This window comes from Clostridium porci, from assembly GCF_009696375.1.
GTDB classification, from domain to species: Bacteria; Bacillota; Clostridia; order Lachnospirales; family Lachnospiraceae; genus Enterocloster; species Enterocloster porci.
In genome coordinates, this window is sequence record NZ_VUMD01000016.1 from 69,366 (window position 1) to 94,205 (window position 24,840).

22 protein-coding genes, 1 tRNA gene and 1 rRNA gene are annotated in these 24,840 nt (G+C 40.3%); 13 read left to right on the forward strand and 11 right to left on the reverse strand.

Annotated features, from left to right (window positions below; all coding sequences use genetic code 11):
• Both FYJ39_RS15820 and FYJ39_RS15825 read right to left on the reverse strand, forming a co-directional pair.
• Positions 1–918 carry a ParB/RepB/Spo0J family partition protein gene (locus FYJ39_RS15820; RefSeq protein WP_154473410.1) on the reverse strand — a complete coding sequence of 306 codons (918 nt, stop codon included), beginning with the start codon at positions 916–918 and terminating at the stop codon, positions 1–3.
• Positions 918–1,688: a ParA family protein gene (locus tag FYJ39_RS15825; protein WP_154473411.1), complete on the reverse strand. Its 771-nt coding sequence runs from the start codon at positions 1,686–1,688 to the stop codon at positions 918–920. The genes FYJ39_RS15820 and FYJ39_RS15825 overlap by 1 nt, the downstream gene beginning before the upstream one ends.
• Before the next feature lie 265 nt (positions 1,689–1,953).
• Here FYJ39_RS15825 and FYJ39_RS15830 point away from each other — a divergent pair, with 265 nt between their 5' ends.
• Both FYJ39_RS15830 and FYJ39_RS15835 read left to right on the forward strand, forming a co-directional pair.
• Complete coding sequence (locus FYJ39_RS15830) at positions 1,954–2,904, forward strand: alpha/beta fold hydrolase (protein ID WP_154473412.1); 951 nt, start codon at positions 1,954–1,956, stop codon at positions 2,902–2,904.
• A 104-nt stretch (positions 2,905–3,008) separates the two neighbouring features.
• Positions 3,009–3,839, forward strand: coding sequence for a deoxyribonuclease IV (locus tag FYJ39_RS15835; RefSeq protein ID WP_154473413.1), 831 nt, complete (start codon positions 3,009–3,011; stop codon positions 3,837–3,839).
• Between the two features lie 356 nt (positions 3,840–4,195).
• Here FYJ39_RS15835 and rsmG read toward each other — a convergent pair whose 3' ends face one another.
• The 9 genes from rsmG to FYJ39_RS15880 all read right to left on the reverse strand — a co-directional run bounded on the left by rsmG (position 4,196) and on the right by FYJ39_RS15880 (position 12,337).
• Complete coding sequence (gene rsmG / locus FYJ39_RS15840) at positions 4,196–4,945, reverse strand: 16S rRNA (guanine(527)-N(7))-methyltransferase RsmG (protein WP_154473414.1); 750 nt, start codon at positions 4,943–4,945, stop codon at positions 4,196–4,198.
• Positions 4,946–4,957: 12 nt separating this feature from the next.
• Positions 4,958–6,832 (reverse strand): tRNA uridine-5-carboxymethylaminomethyl(34) synthesis enzyme MnmG, encoded by a 1,875-nt coding sequence (mnmG, locus tag FYJ39_RS15845; protein WP_154473415.1) that lies wholly within the window; start codon positions 6,830–6,832, stop codon positions 4,958–4,960.
• A 38-nt stretch (positions 6,833–6,870) separates the two neighbouring features.
• The gene (gene mnmE, locus FYJ39_RS15850; protein ID WP_154473416.1) at positions 6,871–8,250 is read right to left on the reverse strand and encodes a tRNA uridine-5-carboxymethylaminomethyl(34) synthesis GTPase MnmE; all 1,380 of its coding nucleotides are present in this window, start codon (positions 8,248–8,250) and stop codon (positions 6,871–6,873) included.
• Positions 8,251–8,364: 114 nt separating this feature from the next.
• On the reverse strand, positions 8,365–9,225 hold the full coding sequence (jag, locus tag FYJ39_RS15855) for an RNA-binding cell elongation regulator Jag/EloR (protein WP_154473417.1): 861 nt from the start codon (positions 9,223–9,225) through the stop codon (positions 8,365–8,367).
• Between the two features lie 17 nt (positions 9,226–9,242).
• Positions 9,243–10,559, reverse strand: a complete 1,317-nt coding sequence (locus FYJ39_RS15860; protein WP_154473418.1) for a YidC/Oxa1 family membrane protein insertase — start codon at positions 10,557–10,559, stop codon at positions 9,243–9,245.
• 152 nt (positions 10,560–10,711) lie between these two features.
• Positions 10,712–10,924, reverse strand: a complete 213-nt coding sequence (gene yidD, locus FYJ39_RS15865) for a membrane protein insertion efficiency factor YidD (protein WP_154473438.1) — start codon at positions 10,922–10,924, stop codon at positions 10,712–10,714.
• 7 nt (positions 10,925–10,931) lie between these two features.
• Complete coding sequence (gene rnpA, locus FYJ39_RS15870) at positions 10,932–11,276, reverse strand: ribonuclease P protein component (protein WP_154473419.1); 345 nt, start codon at positions 11,274–11,276, stop codon at positions 10,932–10,934.
• Positions 11,277–11,375: 99 nt separating this feature from the next.
• Complete coding sequence (gene rpmH / locus FYJ39_RS15875) at positions 11,376–11,510, reverse strand: 50S ribosomal protein L34 (protein ID WP_154473420.1); 135 nt, start codon at positions 11,508–11,510, stop codon at positions 11,376–11,378.
• A 209-nt stretch (positions 11,511–11,719) separates the two neighbouring features.
• A complete protein-coding gene (locus FYJ39_RS15880) occupies positions 11,720–12,337 on the reverse strand; it encodes an ECF transporter S component (RefSeq protein WP_154473421.1) in 618 nt (205 codons plus the stop codon).
• A gap of 464 nt (positions 12,338–12,801) precedes the next feature.
• On the opposite strand from FYJ39_RS15880, the gene dnaA reads away from it, so the two are divergent.
• The 11 genes from dnaA to FYJ39_RS15935 all read left to right on the forward strand — a co-directional run.
• Positions 12,802–14,184, forward strand: coding sequence for a chromosomal replication initiator protein DnaA (gene dnaA / locus FYJ39_RS15885; protein WP_154473422.1), 1,383 nt, complete (start codon positions 12,802–12,804; stop codon positions 14,182–14,184).
• 281 nt (positions 14,185–14,465) lie between these two features.
• Entirely contained in the window at positions 14,466–15,584 is a 1,119-nt protein-coding gene (gene dnaN, locus FYJ39_RS15890) for a DNA polymerase III subunit beta (RefSeq protein WP_154473423.1), read from the forward strand.
• Positions 15,585–15,625: 41 nt separating this feature from the next.
• The gene (locus FYJ39_RS15895; protein WP_154473424.1) at positions 15,626–15,835 is read left to right on the forward strand and encodes an RNA-binding S4 domain-containing protein; all 210 of its coding nucleotides are present in this window, start codon (positions 15,626–15,628) and stop codon (positions 15,833–15,835) included.
• Between the two features lie 24 nt (positions 15,836–15,859).
• Entirely contained in the window at positions 15,860–16,945 is a 1,086-nt protein-coding gene (gene recF, locus FYJ39_RS15900; RefSeq protein WP_154473425.1) for a DNA replication/repair protein RecF, read from the forward strand.
• Between the two features lie 37 nt (positions 16,946–16,982).
• A complete protein-coding gene (gene gyrB, locus FYJ39_RS15905) occupies positions 16,983–18,896 on the forward strand; it encodes a DNA topoisomerase (ATP-hydrolyzing) subunit B (protein WP_154473426.1) in 1,914 nt (637 codons plus the stop codon).
• 43 nt (positions 18,897–18,939) lie between these two features.
• A complete protein-coding gene (gene gyrA / locus FYJ39_RS15910) occupies positions 18,940–21,480 on the forward strand; it encodes a DNA gyrase subunit A (protein ID WP_154473427.1) in 2,541 nt (846 codons plus the stop codon).
• Positions 21,481–21,672: 192 nt separating this feature from the next.
• Entirely contained in the window at positions 21,673–22,515 is an 843-nt protein-coding gene (locus FYJ39_RS15915; protein ID WP_287847840.1) for a fumarate hydratase, read from the forward strand.
• 254 nt (positions 22,516–22,769) lie between these two features.
• Positions 22,770–23,342, forward strand: coding sequence for a Fe-S-containing hydro-lyase (locus FYJ39_RS15920; protein ID WP_154473428.1), 573 nt, complete (start codon positions 22,770–22,772; stop codon positions 23,340–23,342).
• Positions 23,343–23,390: 48 nt separating this feature from the next.
• Complete coding sequence (locus FYJ39_RS15925) at positions 23,391–24,134, forward strand: lysophospholipid acyltransferase family protein (RefSeq protein ID WP_154473429.1); 744 nt, start codon at positions 23,391–23,393, stop codon at positions 24,132–24,134.
• 66 nt (positions 24,135–24,200) lie between these two features.
• Positions 24,201–24,288, forward strand: a tRNA-Ser gene (locus FYJ39_RS15930).
• A 424-nt stretch (positions 24,289–24,712) separates the two neighbouring features.
• Positions 24,713–24,840: ribosomal RNA gene (locus FYJ39_RS15935) — 16S ribosomal RNA — on the forward strand; the annotation flags it as partial.

The following is a 24,840-nucleotide window of genomic DNA, read 5'->3' on the forward strand; positions in this document are numbered from 1 at the left end:
CTAACGAATTGATTCAATCATTTCCACAAGCCGCTCTAGCTCTGCCTTTGAATAATACTCTATTTCTATACGGCCTTTGTTTTTATCCTTATTATGGATACTCACCTTTGTACCCATAATTGATTTCATCCGTTCTTCCAAATTCTGATAGATAATCTCCATCGCCTCATCCCTAATTTTTTCTTTTTTTTCATCCTTTTCTGAAGAAGCTTCCTTTACCAAACGCTTTACAAGCTTTTCCGTTTCTCTTACACTGAGTCTTCCATCCAGGATCAGCTTTGCTGCCTTGAGCTGCAATGTCTTATTCTCCAGAGATAAAAGAGCTCTGGCATGACCACTGGTTATTAAATTCTGGATCAGCATTTTCTGTATCTGCTCATCCAATTTTAAAAGACGCATAGAGTTAGTAATCGTAGCCCGATTTTTAGCTACTCTAACTGCGATTTCCTCCTGGGTCAGATTAAATTCCTTCACCAACTGCTGATAAGCCAGGGCTTCCTCAATAGGATTCAGATCTTCTCTTTGAACATTTTCAATAAGAGCAATTTCCATGGTTTCCTGCCTGCTATATTCTCTTAATACTACAGGAACCTCCTTTAGACCTGCAATTTTAGCTGCCCTCCATCTTCTCTCTCCTGCTATTAGTTCATAAAAACTGCCTTTTTTCTGTACCAAAAGAGGCTGTAATATCCCATAACGTTTTATAGATTCAGCCAGCTCTCCCAACTGCTCCTCATTAAAATCTTTCCTAGGCTGCTCATGGTTGGGTTCAATCAGAGCTAGCTTAACCATCAGCTCTCTTCCATTTTCCTCTGTTTTTTCAGTAGTCTTTCCTTTTATACTTTCCTCCTGGCTCTCTTTTATTACATCTTCTCCGAAAATAGCGCCCAGACCTTTCCCTAATCCTTTTTTCGCCATTATATTTCCTCTCCTCTGCTCATTACTTCTGCTGCAAGCATTCGGTAACTCTCTGCTCCTGTTGATCTAGATTCGTACACGTTGATAGACATTCCATGGCTTGGTGCTTCTGCCAAACGGACATTTCTGGGAATAATCGTATTATATATAGTACGATTCAAACTATGCTTAACACTCTCCACAACCTCCAGAGAAAGATTCGTTCTGGCGTCATACATGGTAAATACCACACCTTCCAGCTCCAACTCAGGATTCAGCTTTCTTTTTACTAAATCGATGGTTTTTAACACCTGATTTAATCCTTCCAGTGCATAATACTCACACTGAATGGGAACTATTACAGTATCAGCTGCTGTCAATGCATTGATAGTCAAAAGATTTAGGGACGGAGGACAATCAATCAGAATAAAATCATATAGATTTCTTATCCGTTTCAAATAGCCCTGAAGCATAAATTCCTTATTTTCTTCCTCCTGAAATTCTATCTCTGCTCCTGCCAAATTCATATCAGAGGGAAGTAAATCCAAATTTGGCTGAATTTCTTTTATAATGCATTTATCTGGAGCTGCCTCCTCTGTAAGCATATGGTATACTGTATTTTCAAAATCTTCCTTTTCAAGCCCCAGACCGCTGCTTGCATTTCCCTGCGGATCAAAATCCACCAGCAATACATGCTGTCCTGCTTCAGCTAGACATGCAGAAAGATTAATGGCCGTTGTAGTTTTTCCAACTCCGCCCTTTTGGTTGGTAATTGTAATGATTCGTCCCATGGTAATGTTTCCTTTCTCGAAAAAACCTCTCCTTTCGATTGCTTTTATGATTATAGCACATGCATCTTTCTTTTCCTATAATAAAATAGGACAAACTTATATTTTTCCTTTTTACACAAAAAATGTTTCACGTGAAACATTTTTCTATCATAAAACTCTTAAGAATATTTTAATCCTTCGCCCGTTGTAATCCCTTTTAGCTTGTATTATAATTAAGAAAAATAGCACCCAATAAACTGGATGAAAATCAGGAGAATCAAAATCAATGAAAACCAGAAACAAACTGCTAACCTTACTTATATTATCAGCAGGAGCAAGCACTGCTACCGCTCTTATTAATAAAGCCGTTAAGCTATCCGCCACCTCCCGCAATATACTTCAGGAGACAGAAGCACATTGTTTTAAATGGAGGCTTGGAAACATCCATTATACTAAGTCTGGCAACGGAAAGCCCGTCCTGCTTATCCACAACCTGTCTCCTGCATTCTGTGGATATGAGTGGAAAAATTTATCTGATAAGCTGTCAGAAAATTATACCGTCTATACCATAGACTTATTAGGTTTTGGACGTTCAGAAAAACCAAATCTTACCTATACAAATTATCTCTATGTTCAGCTTATATGCGATTTTATCAAATCTGAGATAGGCCATAGGACTGACCTTATTACCTCCGGATCATCTGCTGCATTGGGAGCCATGTCCTGTTGCAACAGCCCAGAGCTTTTTCATAGGCTTCTTTTTATTAATCCTGAATCACTGCTTTCCTGCAGTCAAATTCCAGGAAAGAATGCCAAGCTCTATAAACTTTTCCTAGATCTTCCGATTGTTGGTACTCTTATTTATAACATTGCCTACAGCAAACAGTCTATTATAAAAGAGTTTATGACGAATCTATATTACAATCCATATTCTGTTAAAACTAAAATGATAGATGCCTGTCATGAAGCTGCTCACCTTGGTGACTCTCCAAAATCTGCATATGCCAGCATTAAATGCAACTATATAAAGTGTAATATCTCTAATGCTTTGAGAAAAATTGATAATAGTATTTATCTCATTGGCAGCAATGTGGAAGGAATGAAGGAATGTATGAGGGAGTATAAGGAGTGTAATCCTGCGATAGAAACCGCAACAATTCCCAATGTGAAGCTACTTCCTCATATGGAAAAGCCTACTGATGTTTATAATTTAATTTTAACTTTTTTTTCATTATAATCAAAAAGGAATGTTTCACGTGAAACATTTGGTTTGAAAAATTCACTCCGAACTCTTTCTTTTATACAGAAATCAACAATCCAATAAATGAAAGGAAACAAGCCATGCTACGAATCGGAAGTCACCTGTCGTCATCAAAGGGATACCTGTCCATGGGGAAAGAAGCCCTACAGATAAATGCCAATACGTTTCAATTCTTTACCCGAAATCCTCGGGGAGGCAATGCAAAAGCAATTAACAAAGATGACATAAAATGTTTTCTATCCTTAGCTGAAAATGAAAATATCACACCTATTTTGGCTCATGCACCCTATACCCTCAATGCTTGCTCCGCAGACCCAGCTCTTAGAGATTTTGCTAAAAGAACCATGGCTGACGATCTTGCGCGTTTAGAATATACACCTGGAAACATGTACAATTTTCATCCTGGCAGTCATGTAAAACAGGGGGTAGAAGTTGGAATTTCCTACATTTCAGAAATGATCAATGAAATTCTTACTCCTGAACAACACACCATTGTCCTTCTGGAAACTATGGCAGGTAAGGGAAGTGAGATAGGAGGACGTTTTGAAGAGCTAAAAGAAATACTGAATCGCATAGAACTCTCCCAGCATATGGGCATATGTTTAGATACCTGTCACGTCTGGGATGGAGGCTATGATATCGCGAATCATTTGGATGAGGTTCTCACAGAATTTGATAAAATCATCGGTCTTCAACATCTAAAAGCCATTCATCTAAACGACAGTATGAATCCTCTGGGAGCTCATAAGGATCGTCATGCAAAATTAGGAGAGGGTCATATTGGATTAGATACCTTTAAGCGTATCGTTAATCATCCTGTTTTAAAATCACTGCCTTTTTATTTGGAAACTCCCAATAATCTGGATGGGTATGCAAGAGAGATACAAATGATGCGGGAATCCTCCATTTAGCTTTCTATCTTCCAGATAAAATGCACATTGCTCATCCACACATACCTTCATCCAGGTGAATACATAAATAGAAATTCGGGAAACTACCTCCCTAAAGTCGTTTAGGTAATGCCTTATTAACGATTCTCCAAAAGCTATCGTAGTATTTGAATAGGAATTACAATCAAAGGAGCCTAGACAGCAGAAAATTCAATTAGAATATAGCCTTTATTCCCGGTGGTTTGCTTACTAATTCAATATCCTACTAAAAATACGGTTTCAAATAACCTTTATAGCCATTATTGGAACCGTATTTAATTGGCAGAATTTCGTAAATACTTATGTTTCATACACTCCACAGCGCTTATAAATATCCCTTATTCCAAAGGCTCCTTAGCAGGAATTCCCGCTTTTCTGGGATATTTTTTTGACAAGATCCTGCTTTTTTTAATTATTACCAATGACCTGGCAGCATCACTTCCAGGCAGTATAAATTTTTTTAGTCCTACTATTGTTCCTCCTAACATATCAATCGCCTTCTTCGCCTGCTCCAGCTCTGCCTCTATCTCTCCTGACTTATAGGAGATAAATAATCCGTCAACCTTTATGAAAGGCATGCAATATTCTGAAAGAGTAGAAAGATTAGCTACCGCTCTGGAAACACATAGATTATAGTTCTCCCTGTGCTCCACCTTTCTGCCTGTATCCTCAGCTCTTCCATGTATACATTTCACATACTCCAGACCTAATTTATCGCAAACTCCCTGCAAAAATTTTACTCTCTTATTTAAAGAATCCAATAAGGTAACTTTCATTTCAGGAAATGCAATTTTCAATGGAATTCCAGGAAATCCGGCTCCTGTACCCACATCAATTAATGTTTTTTCCCCCTCCAGGTATCTTTTAAATTCATCTGCACCTCCAAAAGCCCTCACCAATGATAGGCTGTCGCTAAAATGTTTTGTTACAACCTCCTTCTCTTCCGTTATGGAAGTCAGATTCATCACTTTATTTGTTTCTATCAGCATTTTATAGTAGGTGTAGAACTGCTCAAGCTGTCTATCATTCAGATCGATAGCAAGCTCCTCCACTTCCTTCTTCATCTGTCTGCAAAAACTATCTGTCATACCTCTTTCCTTTCACTTTCTCTTTGTAAAATGAACTAAAAGAACTGATATATCTGCCGGTGAAACCCCTGATATACGTGATGCCTGACCTATGGTAGCAGGCTGAATCCGATTAAGCTTCTGTACTGCCTCTCTGCGCAAACTCTTTATCTGGGAATAATCAAACTCTTCCGGCAATCTTTTTCCCTCCAGTTTTTTGAATTGAGCTACCTGCTGAAGCTGCCGTTTTATATATCCTTCATATTTAATTTCAATATTAACCTGCTCTTGCACATCCAAAGGCAAATTTGGTCTGTCCTTATCCAGCTCTGCAAGCTTTAAATAATCCAGCTCAGGTCGTCTCACCAGCTCTGATAGCGTAATACCAGATTTAAGTACAGTACTTCCATATTTTTCCAATATTTCTTGAACTTGGGAATCTACTCCTATATTTACCCTGCCAAGTCGTTTTATTTCCTGAGCAATCTCATCCTTTTTTTTAAGAAGCTTTTCATATTCCTCATCACTTACAAGTCCAATATCATACCCAATCTTTCTAAGCCTGAGATCTGCATTATCCTGACGCAAAAGAAGCCTGTATTCTGCCCTGGAAGTCATCATCCGATAAGGCTCATAATTTTCCTTTGTAACCAGATCATCAATAAGTACTCCTATATAAGCCTGGGATCGGTCAAGAACAATCTGATTACGCCCAAGCACCCTCATAGCAGCATTTACACCTGCCATAAATCCCTGAACTGCCGCTTCCTCATAACCGGAGCTTCCATTAAACTGCCCTCCTGCAAAAAGCCCTTCTATTTTCTTAAATTCAAGAGTAGCTTTAAGCTGAAGGGAATTAATGCAGTCATATTCAATAGCATAGGCATTTCTTACAATCCTTACCTTTTCCAGTCCCGGTACCGTTCGATACATAGCATATTGTACATCCTCAGGAAGGGAACTGCTCATACCTCCCAAATACATCTCATTGGTATAAAGTCCTTCAGGCTCCACAAATACCTGATGCCGGCTCTTATCAGGAAACCTGACTACTTTATCTTCTATAGAAGGACAATATCTAGGCCCTGTTCCTTCAATAGCTCCAGAAAATAAAGGCGAACGTTTCAGATTCTCCTTTATTATTCTATGAGTCTCCTCATTGGTATAAGTAAGCCAACAGGAAATTTGATCCTTCTGCACAGTCTCCGGGTCTGTAGAAAAGGAAAAGGGAACCACTCGTTCATCTCCAAACTGCTCCTCCATTTTAGAAAAGTCTATGCTTCTTTTATCTACTCTGGCCGGAGTCCCTGTTTTAAAACGAAGCAGTCCTACACCATTCTCCCTCAGAGAATCGGTGAGGTAATTAGCAGCCTGAAGTCCGTTAGGTCCCGTAGGATTGCTCACATCTCCATAGATACATCGCGCCTTCAGATAAGTTCCTGTACAAAGCACCACCCCCTTAGCTTTGTAAATGGTTCCTGAGCTAACCTTTACTCCCTGAATCCTGCCCTTTTCCACTATAATCTCAGACACCTCCGACTGACGAATGGTAAGATGATCCGTATTTTCCAGAGTGTTTCTCATCTGTCTGCTGTATTCCTGCTTATCTGCCTGGGCTCTCAGGGAATGAACAGCCGGTCCCTTCGATTCATTGAGCATTTTTGACTGAATAAAGGTTTTATCTATATTTCTCCCCATTTCCCCGCCCAGTGCATCCAGTTCCCTTACCAGATGTCCCTTAGAGCTTCCTCCTACATTGGGATTACAAGGCATCAGAGCAATGCTGTCCACACTGATTGTAAAAATAATCGTTTCCAGCCCCAATCTGGCGCAGGCCAGGGCTGCCTCGCATCCCGCATGTCCGGCACCTACCACTACAATATCATAGGTTTCTTCCAAATATGGCATAATAATATCCATCCTCTTCCATTTTCAAACAATTCCTGTTATTTACCTGTACAAAATCTGGAAAATATTTCATTTACCAAATCATCATCCACCGCTTCTCCCAGAATAAAGCCTAACTGCTCATAGGAATCCATCAAATCAATGGAATAAAAATCTTCAGGCATACCGGCCTTTACACTTTCCTTAACCCTTCTAAGACTGGCAAAAGCCTGTTCCAGAGCTTCCTTATGGCGAACATTTGTAATATATACCTGATCATTTAAGTTAAGCTCTCCATAATAAAACATACGTTTTATCTCCTGTTCCAGTTCCTCAATTCCCTGTTCTTCCTTGGCAGATATAGAAATTACTTTATTTCCAGAAAGCTTTTCCAGTATTTTCTTTTCCACCTTAAGGTTCAAATCTGATTTATTCAGAAGGATAATAGAACGTTTATCCCTTATCAGCTTCATTATCTCCCGATCCCTTTCATCCAAAGGAACGGAACCGTCCACCACATAAATAATTAAATCTCCTTCTTTGGCTGCCTTCAGCGCTCGCTCTACGCCAATTTTTTCAACCACATCCTCCGTATTTCGAATTCCTGCTGTGTCCACCACATTTAAACTGATACCCTGCAAATATACATGCTCCTCCAAGGTATCTCTGGTTGTTCCGGCAATTTCAGTTACAATCGCCCTCTCCTCTCCTAAAAGTACATTCATAAGAGAGGATTTTCCAGCATTTGGCTTTCCCAAAATTACTGTCTTAATTCCTTCCTTTATTACCCTGCCATTATCTGCTGATCGGATCAAAATCTCCAGTTCATCCATAAAAGAATTTAGAGCACTCATAATATGCGTTCCATATCCATCCAAGCTAATATGCTCCGGATCATCCAGAGCCGACTCAATAAAAGCAATTTCATACAATATTCCGCTTCTAAGCTTTCGTATTTTTTTTGATACCGAACCACCTAACTGGCCTACAGAGTTATTCAAAGCATATTCATTGGTAGCGTGAATAATATCTGCCACTGCCTCTGCCTGTGCCAGATCAAGCCTTCCATTTAAAAAGGCCCTTTTGGTAAATTCTCCCGGCTCTGCTGCCCTTGCTCCGTGATGGATCACTGCGTCCAGCATCCTTTTCACCATAAGAATACCTCCATGGCAGTCAATTTCTACCGTATCCTCTCCTGTATAGCTGTGAGGACCCTTCATAATAAGAACCAATGCCTCATCAATTTTTTGTTCCCCATCATAAATGAATCCATAGTGAACCGTATGAGTTTTTGCCTCGCTTAATTTCACAAACGCTCCAGCCTTATTCCGATATATCTGATCAATCAAAGAAAATGCCTCGCTGCCGCTAATCCTTATAATTCCTATACCGGAGGGACTCATCCCTGTTGCTATGGCTGCTATCGTATCTGCTTTCATCTGCTTCCCTTTCAATCTGACTAAGCTTAAATAATATAGATCAAAAAGGCCGTCGCTTCTGCAACAGCCTCTTAGCTTCTTATCTCAGACACGCGAAAGCGCACTTACTGAGAGTCACTCTGTATCCTCTGAATCTGCTTCTTTGGAAGCAGCAGATTCAGAATAATGATTCCGACGGCTGCCTCCCTTATATCCACCGAAACGCTGCTCATAATGACCGCTTCTGTTTCTTTCATAACGCCCTTTTCTTTCTCCTGAAAAAGCTTCCTTCTTAAGCGCAATAACTACATGACGGAAGGGGTCCTCCCCTTCACTTCTGGTAGAAACATACCTATCATTTTGAAGAGCTGCATGAATGATTCTTCTCTCATAAGGATTCATAGGCTCCAGAGCCACTGAATGCTTCGTTCTCTTTACCTTGTAGGCAATGTTCTTTGCAAGAATTTCAAGAGTTTCCTTTCTTCTCTCGCGGTAATTTTCTGTATCAAGCTTCACACGTATATATGTTTCAGAACCCTTATTGGCAACCAAGCTGACAAGATACTGGAGAGAATCTAACGTCTGTCCTCTCTTGCCGATAAGAATACCCATATCCTCTCCCTCCAGATTCAGGGAAAGTTCCTGCTCCGCCTCATTGAATTGAGTTTTTACGGTAACCTCCATTTTCATAGCGTCAAATATCTTATTCAGAAAATCTGATGCTCTTTCCTCAACAGGAAAGCTTCCCTCCTGCTGATCGATTGACTTTTTTTCCGCTGACTCCTCCCCGAACCGAGCTCCCTCTATTTTTGTACTCTCCTCTGTCTCTTTTGCCTTTGCAATTATAATGGCAGGCTTTGCTCCAATACCAAGAAATCCTGAGCTTCCCTCGCTAATGACTTCATAATCCAAATGATCACTGGCTATTTCAAGGGCCATACACGCCTTTGTAATTGCCTCGCTGACAGTCTTGGCACTAAATTCCCTTCTATCCATAGACAAAAACCCCCTTTTTACTTTTTACTCCTATCATGCCTTTCATTATATTTAGCAACCATATTTGCCTTGGATGCCAGACTTCCCGGCTTTGCGTCGTTGTTATAATATTTATTGGATTCCTCTACCAAAGCCTTGGTCTTTGCAATTTTAGCCATCTGCGCACTCTCAGCCTTTGCTTCCTTTTCCTCTATTTTCTTTAGCATCTCATCTACATTGCCAACCTTTGCAGGAGGAAGGCCTTTCTTTGCACGCTTTTTATTGGTTTTTTCAAGATTCCTCTGAACCAGATCATCGATGTCTACCTTATTAAGATAGGAGTTAATACCAACCTGCTGTATAATCGTAAACACACTCTGAGCAACCCAGTAAAGTCCAATACCAGACGCAAAGGTAAAGCAAAAAAATACGGACATAAGTGGCATTGTTACATTCATACTCTTCATCATACCTGCGGCAGGATTATCCTCACTGTTTGTCTGAGGCTGGTTTGCAGTCATAAGCTTCGTACTGTACCATTGGCTCAAACCTGCAAATAAAGGAATACATAATGCAGCTAATGCTGTAAATATAGTAGTTCCGTCTACCTTATTAAAATAATTGGATATAACCTGAAAAGGCGTATAAGCAATATTCAGTCCAAAAAAGGTCTGCATATTTTCAATGGCATCTACTACTCTCACGCCAGTCTCTGTTACAGCCCGTCCCACCTCAGAAAAAGCGTTTACCAATGTATCCCACTGCTGGCCTGTCAGCTTATATAATAAATCAATCACTGTATTAACATTGCTGTAATTGAATTTATCAACCGGCATCTTCTGAGCAGCCGCCAGATCCACAAAGGTCTGAGCCGTCTGATAACCACTTGGAAGACTGCTTATAACTGTCTCATAATAACCTCTTACAGACTGAACATAAGCAGGTATATTATAGATAACACGATACAAAGCAAAAATAATCGGCATCTGAATTAAAAGAGGAAGACAGCCACCTGTCATGGAAGTTCCGTATTTTTCATAGACAGCCTTAATCTCTGTCTGCATCATCATAGCATATTTCTGATCGCTTTCCTTACCCTTATACTTCTTTTGAATTGCAGAAATCTCCGGCTGCATAACAGCCATCAGCTTGGAAGACTTCTGCTGCTTGATGGTAAGAGGAATCATAAGAACCTTAGTTACCAGTGTAAACAAAATAATACACAGGCCTATATTCTCAATTCCGAACATTGTTGTAAATTTAAACAGCTGATCCATAATCCAGCCCAAAATATCCGCAATAGGGCCCAGAAAACCGCCCTGCTTTGTCAACATAATCGCACTAAAACCATCCAATATACTATACCTCCTTATGAGCACTTCGCTCCTGTCCTTTAGGAGCTTACGTGCGATAGATATCATCTCCACTTAGTGAGATCTTTCACGAACTTAGCGGAATGACTCATTATAAAGGCTTCGCTTCTGTCTTTTAAAAGCTGCCCCTAAATTTACGGAACCGGATCATAACCCCCTTTTGCAAATGGATGACATCTGAGTATCCGTTTGCAGGACAGCCATATACCCTTGAGGGCTCCATATTTTCTCAATGCCTCAATAGCATATTGTGAGCATGTAGGTGTGTAAATACAGTGAGTTCTTATTTTAAGAGGAGATAAAAACTTTTGATACCCTCTTACCAGCATAATCAGGCAATTAGTCATAATCACTTCACTTCGATTCCTTTAAAATATGATGCAGTCCGCACAGGTGCATGTAGGCACTTTCCAAATGTTTGTAATCTGATTCTCTTGCAGCCACTCTGGCTACGGCGACGATGTTTAATCCAGTCCTGATTTTATGGTTATTCAAACGAAATATTTCTCTGATTAATCTTGTAATATGATGACGTACAATGCTGTTGCCCACTTTCTTACTTACGGATATGCCAATGTTATTTACACACTTTCCATTTTCCATTACATACATGACCAGCAGCTTATTGGCGTAAGAGGTCCCATTTTTATAAATTCTCTGGAACTCACTATTTTTTTTAATGGAAGGAAATCGCTTCATCCAAACAAAATCTCCTGACTGAAAGGAAGGAATATTAAGAAAAGAAAAGGCCACAAATGTTCTGTGGCCCGCGGTTCTTTTTTCTTAAACTTCTGACAATTAAGATGCTAATCTTGCTCTGCCTTTCGCTCTTCTGGCAGCAATAACTTTTCTACCGCCTGCGGTTTTCATTCTTGAACGAAATCCATGAACCTTCGCTCTCTGTCTCTTCTTAGGCTGAAATGTCATTTTCATAATCCCGGCACCTCCTATCAAAATTATCTGGCAATGTGATAGCACACATTTAGACTAGTTTAATTAAACATCTTCTCAATTATATAGAAGAAATCCGCCTCCGTCAAGCAATTTTTAACAAAAATCCCACAAAAACGGACAGCCAAAGAGGCTGTCCCAATAAAATGTATGCATTGCAAATTTGGTTTACTATATTTAGTATATCAAAACTAATTCACAAGTCGCTGCATTACTTTTCCAATTAACGCAACCAGAATGGCGGCCACAATCGCCTCCGGTATACCTGAAGCTGTTACCGTCACCATAATCAACCCCCAGACTGCGTCAATTCCAACATTTTTCGCGTCTGCATACTGGGATGCGAACAGGAGGTAAATGCTTCCCATAACAAATACCGTATTAACCATAGAGCCTATAAATCCGGTAACGGGGAGGGCAATCAGCCCATTCAAATTTACCTTCTTAAAGAAAATCCAAAGCCATCCTGTAATTAGTCCAATCATACTTCTGCATCCAACGGAAATCCAAAGAGCCTTCACTACTCCTACTAAACCAGTCATGCTCATAAAAGGTGAAAAGGCAAAGGAAAGTAAAGTAGGAGCTACGGTATTGCTTATCATGGAGCATATGCCAAAGGTTGCTCCCAAAATCGATCCAGCCAAGGGCCCTAAAAGAATGGCTCCCAGAATAACAGGAATGTGCACAGTTGTCGCCTTAATTACAGGAAGCTGAATCATCCCAAAAGGCGTATTTGCCAACAGGATAACGATTGCCATCATAAGTGCAACACTTGCCAGCCAACGGGTATCTTTTTTCTTTTTATTCAATTTTTTTCCTCCTTGCTACTGTTCTTACAAATAAGATACAATGCAATGCTACATACCCATTATAAAAAAAACAATTTACACCGTCAATGATTTTATAAAGCCCTCATTTCTGACTGGTTAACTGAAGGTAATTGATTCATTTTGTATTCCTTTTGTTAATTTACATAACATTATCCACAAAATGTGGATAAGTTGTGGATAACCATGTGTAATCCTATCTTATTTTCCCCATACCCTTACAAATATTCCTTATTTTCTATATATTTTTTATTGTGAAAAATAAAAATGTTTTTTTTGTATATTTTGTGGATGAAATGCTTGTCCACAAAATTATCACAGCAATTCCACATCTCTCCCACATACTTATCCACATTTATTTACACTTGTCATTGAAAAAAAATCTACTTTAGTATACAATAGATTCAGATTGGGCGATTCTGCAATACAGTTTTAGGAGACAAGAAATGATAGAAAAAATCAAAGAAAACTGGGATACAATACTTCTTACTTTAAAAAATGAACTGGAAATAACTAACATTTCCTATACTACATGGCTGGAACCCTTAAAACCGTATTCCTTCCATGATAATAAAGTAACAATTATTGTCCCCGAGCAAACCTTTTTATCATATGTAGAACGAAAATACGGACCCGTGCTTATGGTAATCATATCGGAGTTTCTGGGATTGGACTGTAAAGTAGAATTTAAGGTAATACAGCAGATTCAGGAAGAGGAAATGACCTTAGGAACATCCGCAGCTTCCAGGCTGATTCAAAAAGGTCCTGCAGCCGTAAGCCCTGACGCAATCCAAAGCGCCAACCTGAATGCCAAATACACCTTCGACACTTTTGTAGTAGGTTCCAACAACAACCTGGCTCATGCGGCAGCTCTGGCTGTAGCGGAAACTCCGGGAGAAATTTATAATCCTCTTTTTATATACGGAGGGGTGGGACTTGGAAAAACCCATCTGATGCATGCCATAGCCCATTTTATCTTAAAGAATAACCCGAAATCCAAAATCCTTTATGTCAGCTCTGAAACCTTCACAAATGAGCTGATCGACGCTATCCGCAACAAAAATAACATTACAACTACGGAATTCAGGGAAAAATACCGCAACAATGATGTGCTGCTCATCGATGATATTCAATTTATTATAGGTAAAGAAAGTACACAGGAAGAATTTTTCCATACCTTCAACACATTGTATGAGTCGAAAAAGCAAATTATTATATCATCCGATAAACCTCCAAAGGAAATTGAAACGCTGGAGGAACGTCTCCGCTCCCGTTTTGAATGGGGTCTGACAGTGGATATACAGTCTCCTGACTATGAGACACGAATGGCTATTCTCCGAAAAAAGGAAGAGATGGAGGGCTATAACATTGATAATGAAGTAATCAAGTATATTGCAACTAACATCAAATCCAATATCCGGGAACTGGAAGGAGCTTTGACTAAGATCGTAGCGCTTTCCAGATTGAACAAATGCGATATCACCTTAGAATTGGCTGAGGAAGCATTAAAGGATATCATCTCCCCCAATTCACACCGGGAAATCACACCTGAGCTGATTATACAGGTGGTTTCCGACCATTTTGGAATCACTCCTTTAGATATAGCCAGCCAGAAGCGCAATAAGGAGGTAGTTTATCCCCGCCAGATCGTTATGTTTTTATGCAGAGATATGATGGCTATTCCTCTCCAGACCATTGGCAAATACCTTGGAGGCAGGGATCACACTACCATTATTCACGGCGCAGAAAAGATTGCCAATGATCTTCAGAAAAATGAAGGTCTGGGAAATACCATTGATATACTAAAGAAAAAGATTAATCCACAATAAACCGTGGAATAATCTGTGGACAGGCTGTTAATAATCCCTATTCATTTATGAACCTGGGATTATTCTTTAAGACCTTGTGGACAAACCTGAAGTTTTTCTGAGAAAATCCTTTATATTTCCACAGGTACTTCCACAGGAGCTTTTCCTTAAGCTTAAAGGTCTTAAGACACTTTTGCACATACCCACAGCTTCTACTACGGCTTCTACGGATTTTATTTATTTATATCTTTATATATGAAGGCTCAATACCCTAAATACACAGAAAGGAAGTTATCAACATAATGAAGTTAAAATTTCAAAAAGATGCCATTGTAAATGGAATTAATATTGTAATGAAAGCAGTTCCCTCCAAAACTACCATGAACATCTTAGAGTGTATTTTAATCGATGCCAGCGCCAGTGAAATTAAGCTTACAGGCAATGATATGGAGCTTGGCATTGAGACAAAAGTGGAGGGAGAGATTTTAGAGCATGGAAAAATCGCTCTGGATGCTAAGCTTTTTTCTGAAATTACACGACGTCTTTCCAGTAATAATGCAGCTGTTACCATTGAATCTGACGATAAATTTAACACAATTATCAGCTGCGAAAATTCTGTCTTTCATATTCAGGGACGAGACGGAGAGGAATTTTCTTACCTTCCCTATATAGAGAAGGACAGATACATTTGCCTTTCCCAGTTTACTTTAAAAGAGGTTATACAGCAGACAATTTTTTCTATCTCTCCAAATGACAGCAATAAGATGATGTCCGGCGAATTGTTTGAGGTAACAGAAAACCAGCTGAAGGTAGTGTCTCTGGACGGACACCGTATATCCATTCGCAAGGTACGTTTAAAGGATCATTATGACAATATAAAGGTTATTGTTCCCGGAAAGACCTTAAGTGAGATCAGCAAAATTTTGGCCGGAGATAATGAAAAAGAGGTTTTGATTTATTTCAGTTCCAACCATATTTTATTTGAATTTTCTGACACCATTGTGGTATCACGCCTTATTGAAGGGGAGTATTTCAGGATTAACCAGATGCTTTCCAATGATTATGAGACAAAGGTATCCGTTAATAAAAAAGAGTTTTTGGATTGTATTGAGCGGGCCACCATTCTTATAAGGGAAAATGATAAGAAGCCTCTGATCATCAATATTAGCGATAATCTCATGGAGCTGAAATTAAATTCCAGCTTTGGATCTATGAATGCGGATCTGATGATTCACAAGACCGGCAAGGAAATTATGATTGGATTTAATCCCAAATTCCTTATTGACGCTTTACGGGCTATAGATGATGAGGAAATCAATATTTATATGATGAATCCCAAGTCTCCCTGCTTTATAAAGGATGATGAGGAAAACTATATCTATCTGATTCTTCCTGTTAATTTCAATGCTGCTACTGTTTAAACCAGAATTTTAGGCAGCGCTTGTACTAAGAAAGGAAAGAAATGGAAATAATAAAATTAAGAGATGATTACATCAAGCTGGGCCAGGCCTTAAAGGCTGCCGGTCTGGCAGAGTCCGGCGTGGATGCCAAATATGCCATAGAGGAGGGGCTTGTTCAGGTTAATGGGGAGATCTCTTTTCAGAGGGGCAAAAAGCTGGTAAATGGAGATGTGGTTACCTTTGAAGGAAATACAATTAAAATCACCAGGTAACAGGTTCAGGAAAAGAGACTGACCATGATTATAGAATCCATAGAGCTTAAAAATTACCGCAACTATAAAGAACTACATATGAAATTCAATCAGGGAACCAATATACTATATGGTGACAATGCCCAGGGCAAGACAAATATCTTAGAAGCGATTTATGTCTGCTGCACCTCTAAATCTCATAAAAACGCAAAGGACAGGGATATGATCCGATTTAGACAGGATGAATCCCATATCAAGCTCCAAATAAGAAAAAATAGAGTTCCATATCGTTTGGATATGCATTTAAAAAAGAATAAGGCTAAGGGAATCGCTATTAACAGAATACCTATAAGGAAAGCCAGTGAGCTATTTGGGATAGCGAATGTTATATTTTTTTCCCCTGAGGATTTGAATATTATTAAAAATGGCCCTTCCGAACGGAGAAGATTCATTGATATGGAGCTGTGTCAGCTTAACAAGCTGTATGTACATTCATTGGTACAGTATAACAAGGCTCTGCTTCAGAGAAATAAGCTTTTAAAGGAGCTTTTGTTTCATCCGGAATATGAAGCAACCCTGGATGTGTGGGATATGCAGCTGGCAACCTACGGTCGTGAGGTTATAGGCTTTCGAAGGGATTTTATTTACCGGTTAAACGGTATTATCCATGGGATTCATGAAAAACTATCTGGAAGCAGGGAGGATCTTGTTATTTCTTATGAGCCTTATGTGAAAGAGGAGGAGTTTGAAGAAATTCTTAAGAAAAACCGTTCTCAGGATAGAAAGCAAAAAACCACTTTGACTGGACCCCACAGGGATGATATAAGCTTTATGGTTAACGGGATCGATATCCGAACATACGGATCTCAAGGCCAGCAGCGAACGGCTGCCCTGTCCTTAAAGCTTTCAGAATTGGAGCTGGTAAAGGAATTGCTCCATGATTCCCCCATCCTTTTGCTGGATGACGTGCTTTCAGAGCTGGACAGTAGCAGGCAGAATCATCTTTTGTCAGCTATACAGAATATACAAACCCTAATCACCTGTACAGGGTTAGATGATTTTGTAAATAACCGGTTTCAGATTGACAAGGTATTTAAGGTTGTAGATGGAACGGTAATAAATGAGAATTAGCCATATAGTGATCCGAAAAGAAAGGAAGATATCAAACATGGGAGAGCAATACGGAGCAGATCAAATTCAGATATTGGAGGGACTGGAAGCGGTCAGAAAAAGACCTGGCATGTATATCGGCAGCACATCTTCCAGAGGGCTTCACCATCTTGTATATGAGATTGTAGATAATGCAGTGGACGAGGCATTGGCGGGATATTGTGATTCCATCGATGTTACGATAAATGAGGATAATTCGATTACAGTGATTGATGATGGCCGGGGAATCCCTGTAGATATTCAGAAAAAGGCCGGACTTCCTGCTGTGGAGGTTGTATTTACCATCTTGCATGCAGGAGGCAAATTTGGAAGCGGAGGATATAAGGTATCCGGCGGACTTCACGGCGTAGGAGCTTCCGTTGTTAATGCATTGTCAGAATGTCTGGAGGTTCAGGTTTACAGGGATGGGAAAATATACCAGCAAAGATACGAGAGGGGCAAGGTCATGTACCCCTTAAAGGTAGTAGGAGTCTGTGAGCCTCATGAGCATGGAACGAAGGTTACATTCCTTCCTGATAAGGATATATTTGAAGAAACGGTGTATGATTATGATACCCTTAAAATCCGGCTCAGAGAAACGGCTTTTCTTACTAAGAACCTGAAGATTAGTCTCAGGGATAACAGGGAAGAAAAAAAGGAAAAGATCTTCCACTACGAGGGTGGAATCAAGGAATTTGTGACTTATTTGAATAAAAGCAAAGCTCCCTTATATGATAAGGTAATTTACTGTGAAGGAACCAGAGAGGGCGTATATGTGGAAGTATCCATGCAGCATAATGATTCCTATACAGAGAATATTTATACCTTTGTAAATAATATTAATACCCCTGAGGGAGGGACGCATTTAACCGGCTTTAAAAATGCTCTCACCAAGACCTTTAACGATTATGCCAGAAAGAATAAGCTTTTAAAGGATAATGAGGAAAGCTTATCCGGCGAGGACATTCGGGAGGGACTTACGGCGATTATAAGCGTAAAGATTGAGGATCCGCAGTTTGAGGGACAAACCAAACAGAAGCTTGGCAATAGCGAGGCCCGTGCAGCAGTGGATAATATTGTAAGCGAGCAGCTGACCTATTTTCTGGAGCAGAATCCGGCAGTGGCAAAGTCTATGTGTGAAAAATCTATTCTGGCACAGCGGGCCCGTGCAGCAGCCAGGAAGGCCCGTGATTTGACACGGCGTAAGTCAGCCTTGGATGGTATGGCTCTTCCTGGAAAGCTTTCAGACTGTTCGGATAAGAATCCTGAAAATTGTGAGATCTATATTGTAGAGGGGGATTCTGCCGGCGGCTCTGCAAAGACGGCCCGTTCTCGTGCCACTCAAGCCATTCTGCCGCTTAGAGGCAAAATCTTAAATGTAGAAAAGGCCAGAATGGATAAGATTTATGGAAATGCAGAAATAAAAGCTATGATAACAGCCTTTGGTACGGGAATCCATGATGACTTTGACATTTCCAAGCTCCGTTACCACAAAATCATTATTATGACTGATGCAGACGTGGATGGAGCCCATATAAGTACATTGCTTTTAACCTTCCTTTACAGGTTTATGCCGGAGCTAATCAAGCAGGGCTATGTTTATTTGGCGCAGCCTCCTCTCTTTAAGCTGGAGAAAAATAAGAAAATCTGGTATGCCTACAGTGATGAGGAACTTAATTCCATTCTGGCTGAGGTAGGACGCGATACCAATAATAAGATTCAGCGTTACAAGGGACTGGGAGAGATGGATGCGGAGCAGCTTTGGGAGACTACTATGGATCCGGAGCGCAGGATTCTCCTTCGTGTAACGATGGATGAGGAAACTGCCTCAGAGGTTGATCTGACCTTTACCACTTTGATGGGAGATCAGGTAGAGCCTAGAAGGGAATTTATAGAGTCCAATGCAAAGAGGGTACAGAATCTGGATATTTAAACCAGATCCAGTCATAAGATTGCAAGCATAAAGGAGATAAAATATGGAACCAAATGTATTTGACAAGGTTCATGATGTGGATTTGAAAAAAACTATGGAGCAGTCCTATATTGATTATGCCATGAGCGTAATCAGCGCAAGGGCTCTTCCAGATGTAAGAGATGGTTTAAAGCCAGTACAAAGGCGCGTCCTGTATTCTATGATAGAGTTGAATAACGGCCCTGACAAGCCCCACCGCAAATGTGCACGTATTGTAGGTGATACTATGGGTAAATACCATCCCCACGGAGACAGCTCCATTTATGGAGCTCTGGTTAATATGGCACAGGAATGGTCTACCCGGTATCCTTTGGTGGACGGTCACGGAAACTTCGGTTCTGTGGACGGAGACGGGGCTGCAGCCATGCGTTATACTGAGGCCCGTTTAAGTAAAATTTCTATGGAAATGCTGGCAGATATCAATAAGGACACAGTCAACTTTGTTCCAAACTTTGATGAAACAGAACGGGAACCTGTGGTGCTTCCCTCCAGATATCCAAATCTGCTGGTAAATGGAACCTCCGGTATAGCTGTTGGTATGGCTACCAATATTCCACCTCATAATCTGAAGGAAATCATAAACGCGGTTGTCAAGCTGATCGATAACCGGGTGGAGGAGGAAAGAGATACCTCCATTGAGGAATTGATGGAGGTAGTTAAGGGACCTGACTTTCCAACTGGAGCGACTATTCTGGGAAGGAGAGGAATTGAGGAGGCATACCGCACAGGCCGGGCTAAAATTAAAGTACGGGCTGTAACCAATATAGAAACTATGCCAAATGGGAAGTCCCGGATCATCGTCACAGAGCTTCCTTATATGGTTAATAAAGCCCGCCTGATTGAAAAGATCGCAGATCTTGTGAAGGATAAAAAGATCGATGGAATCACCTATATAGGAGATGAGTCCAATCGTGAGGGTATGCGGATTAACATTGAGCTGCGCAGAGATGTAAATGCCAATGTTATCTTAAACCAGCTGTTAAAGCACACCCAGCTTCAGGATACCTTCGGTGTAATCATGCTGGCTTTGGTTAATAATGAGCCCAAGGTTTTAAACCTTCACCAGATGCTGGATTACTACTTAAAGCATCAGGAAGAGGTAGTAAGAAGAAGAACTCAGTACGATTTAAATAAGGCAGAAGAACGAGCTCATATTTTGCAGGGACTGCTAATTGCTCTGGATCATATTGATGAAGTGATTCGGATTATCCGAGGTTCGGCAAATGTGGCAGATGCAAAAAACCAGCTGATGGAGCGTTTTGGATTATCTGATGCTCAGTCTCAGGCGATTGTGGATATGAGGCTGAGGGCTCTTACCGGATTGGAACGGGAGAAACTGGAGAATGAATTTCAGGAGCTTCAGATTAAGATTTTGGAATTAAAAGCTATTCTTGCAGATGAGAAGAAGCTTTTGACTGTAATCAAAGAAGAAATTATGATTATTTCCCAAAAGTATGGAGATGATCGCCGTACTGCTATTGGTTATGATGATGATGTGTCCATGGAGGATTTAATTGCAGATGAGGATACAGTTGTTGCCATGACTCATCTGGGCTATATAAAGCGCATGGATGCAGATAATTTTAAAAGCCAGAATAGGGGAGGAAAAGGCATCAAGGGAATGCAGACCATAGAGGAGGATTATATTGAGGATCTTCTTATGACTACAAATCATCATTATATGATGTTTTTTACTAATAAAGGCCGGGTATATCGATTAAAAGCCTATGAGATTCCGGAGGCTGGGCGTACCTCCAGAGGAACGGCCATCATTAATCTTCTTCAACTGCAATCGGAAGAAAAGATAACAGCAATCATTCCTATGCGTGAATATAATGAGGACAAATATCTGTTTATGGCAACTAAGAAGGGTATGGTTAAGAAGACCCCTATGGTTGATTATGAACATGTCCGAAAAAATGGACTGCAAGCGATTGTTCTGAGAGAGGACGATGAGCTGATCGAGGTAAAAGCTACTGATAATACACAGGATATCTTTTTAGTTACCCGGAGGGGAATGTGCATCCGTTTTAATGAAAAGGATGTAAGAGTAACAGGCCGGGTATCTATGGGCGTAATCGGTATGCGGTTTGAAGAGAATGATGAGATAATTGGCATGCAGATGGAGAGCCAGGGAGAAAGCCTTTTGGTTGTTTCTGAAAACGGCATGGGTAAAAGAACCCTGATTACAGAATTTAATGCACAAAACCGCGGCGGGAAGGGTGTTATCTGTTATAGATGTACGGATAAAACAGGATATCTTGTAGGAGCCAAGCTGGTAAACGATGGACGTGAAGTAATGCTGATTACAACTGAGGGTATTATTATACGAGTGTTTGTAGATGACATTTCTCTTATTGGCCGTAATACCTCAGGTGTAAAGGTTATGAATATTGACTATGATTCAGATATTAAGGTAGCAAGTCTGGCAAAAGTTCGTGAGAGTGTAACAAAGGACAGCAATGTCTTTGACGAAGAATATTACAGCGAAGAAAACGGGGAATCGGAGGAGCAGCTGGAAGATGAGAACGATAAGGAGCCATAAGCTTGATGGATCTGATTCATAAGGGGATGTTGAATTAAAAATCTGATAGAAAATAGTAAAAATAAACCTTTCAGATAGAAAAATACAGTTCCAAGTGGCTTTTATAGCCACTGGAACAGTATTTTTTGTGAAGCATATTCGTAAATACCTGTTTTGAAACAGTCCCTATACAACATGGAGGTTTAAGAAAAGGTGAGAGAATTACAGGCAAGCCAGATTACAGAAGCAGTAAAGCATATGTGTATTGAGGCTAACTATAGCCTTACTCCCGACATGCTAAAGGCATTTACCCATGCAGTGAAGAGGGAAGAGTCTCCCTTGGGCCGTCAGATATTAAACCAGCTGGAGGAAAACTTAAGGATTGCAGACAAGGATCAAATTCCTATCTGCCAGGATACAGGAATGGCTGTAGTTTTTATAAAAGTAGGCCAAGAGGTACATATCACAGGCGGAAGCATAACCGCTGCTATAAATGAGGGGGTACGCCTCGGATATTTAGAGGGATACTTGCGCAAATCAGTAGTAGGAGATCCGATTGAGCGTTTAAATACAAAGGATAATACGCCTGCTGTGATCCATTATGAGATTGTAGAGGGAGACAAGCTAGATATAACAGTAGCTCCTAAGGGCTTTGGAAGCGAAAATATGAGTCGTGTATTTATGCTGAAGCCTGCCGACGGACTGGAGGGAGTTAAAAATGCTATTCTTACTGCTGTAAAGGATGCCGGCCCAAATGCCTGTCCTCCTATGGTAATCGGTGTGGGAATCGGAGGAACCTTTGAAAAATGCGCTCAGATGGCAAAGCATGCACTTACAAGAAATATTGATGAAAAAACGGATAAGAAGTGGGTTCGGGATTTGGAGGAGGAAATGCTCCATAAAGTGAACTGTCTTGGAATTGGGCCTGGAGGATTAGGAGGAAGGGTTACGGCTTTGGCAGTGAATGTTGAAACCTTTGCCACTCATATAGCAGGTCTTCCTGTGGCTGTCAATATCTGCTGCCACGTAAACAGGCATGCTCACAGAATCATATAGGGATGATTAGAACTTAAACATAGAATTTGACAGTTAGATTTAGTAAATCTTTTTAAATGTTGTCCATAGATAATAACCGGCTCCCTTTAGGTAAATTGATTTTGATAACTTAATTATATATATTAAGGAGCTGATTGTTACTATAAATTTGGAATGATAAAAAGGATGATTATGTCTTACAAACTCACATAAATACTGAATATGTGGAGCTTTGTTTATGGCTGGAATCATATAAAAGGGAGAGGGTAAGGAAGATGAACCGTCAAATAAGAGTACCTATGACTAAGGAGGAAGCAGCTTCCTTGCATGCTGGAGATTATGTTTATCTTACAGGAACGATCTATACGGCAAGAGACGCGGCTCATAAGCGAATGAATACGGCTTTAGATCGGGGAGAGGAGCTTCCCTTTGATATTCAGGGAGCGGTTATCTATTATATGGGACCTTCACCTGCAAGAGAGGGAAGACCCATCGGTTCTGCCGGTCCTACTACAGCCAGTCGTATGGATTCATATACGCCCCGGTTTTTGAATATGGGAATGGGAGCTATGATTGGAAAAGGAAAAAGATCCCATGAAGTATTAGAGGCAATGATACGTAATCAGTCTGTATATTTTGCCGCCATAGGGGGCGCAGGAGCCGTTTTATCAAAATGCATTTTGTGTTCTGAGGTAATTGCATATGAGGATCTTGGAACAGAGGCTATACGAAAGCTGGAGGTAAAAGAGTTTCCCGTTGTTGTAGTGATCGATTCGAAAGGAAATAATCTTTATGAAACGGCCTCAAAGGAATATTGCACATCAGAAATTATAAAATACATTACATGAGTTTAACAAATGAGATGTACCAAGGGCTTATAAAGAGAAGGAGGGAATATGAATCGTATAATATATATGGTATTTATGAATCTATTTCATGCTCCTGTTTGGTTGTTTACCATTGGCCGTATGGGAAGAGAGAAGGATAGACATACCCCTCAGGAACGGCATGAATATATTGCAAAGATGGTTCAAAGAATTATAAGAAGAGGCAGAGTAACTGTAACTGCAACAGGAACGGAGAATATACCTGATAATAATGGATTTATACTTTTTCCAAACCATCAGGGGCTTTTTGATATGCTGGCGTTGTATTCTACCTGTTCAAAACCATTATCTGTGGTAATTAAGAGGGAGGCGGCAGGCTGGATTTTAGTAAAACAGGTTCTGGCCGCAACCAGAAGCCTTTCCATGGATCGGAGTGATATAAAGGATCAGGTACGAATTATCAACGAGGTAACAAGGCGGGTAAAGGCAGGCTGTAACTTTGTTATCTTCCCGGAGGGACACCGCAGCCGCAGCGAAAATAAAATTTTGGATTTCAAAAGCGGAACCTTTAAGAGCGCTGTAAAAGCTGGGTGCCCCATTGTTCCCGTGGCTTTGATTAATTCCTTTCGCCCGTTTGATATAAACTCTCTGAAACAGGAGTATGTTGAAGTACACTATATGGAACCTGTTTATCCCCAACAATATATGGGGATGAAATCCTCAGAAATAGCAAAGCTTGTACATGATCGAATACAGGAAGAAATAAATAAAAATGTATTAAATAAATCTCTTGACAACGTAAATTCTTTCTAGTATAATGGTCAATGCTTCTAAAGACAAATATGTCAAAAGAAGCAATCATATGGAAAATACAAATTCGGAGAAATACTCAAGAGGCCGAAGAGGCGCCCCTGCTAAGGGTGTAGGTCGGGAAACCGGCGCGAGGGTTCAAATCCCTCTTTCTCCGTTCCCTTTTCCAAATGGTTATTTTTTACATTTTTTTGTTGACAAAGAAGAATGATTATGTTATCATTTGTAACCGCTAGAGAAGTATTAGCGATTAATTTGTCAAAGGCTATAGCCTAAAAATATTAAAAAAACGATTGACAAAGCGGAATGGTTGTGATAGGATAGAGGAGTTGCCGCTGAAACGCTTTGGCGTCAATGTTGAAAGCACCTTGAAAATTGAAGATTAAACAGTATGTAAAACCCTGAAAATTCTAAGAAAACAAAGGCCGGGTTAGGGCCTTGGATTGAGAGAAATCCAGAACAGAACCAACAGTAAGACGGGAAAGAACGAAAAAGCCAAGCGAAGTAGTCTTAACCAAGAAACACTCTTAAGGGAAGCCTTTAAGCCAAGGGCGTAAAGGAAGCCTGGGAAGAGGAAACTTAAACATGAGAGTTTGATCCTGGCTCAGGATGAACGCTGGCGGCGTGCCTAACACATGCAAGTCGAACGAAGCATCATAAAGGAAGTTTACGGATGGAATTTAAGATGACTGAGTGGCGGACGGGTGAG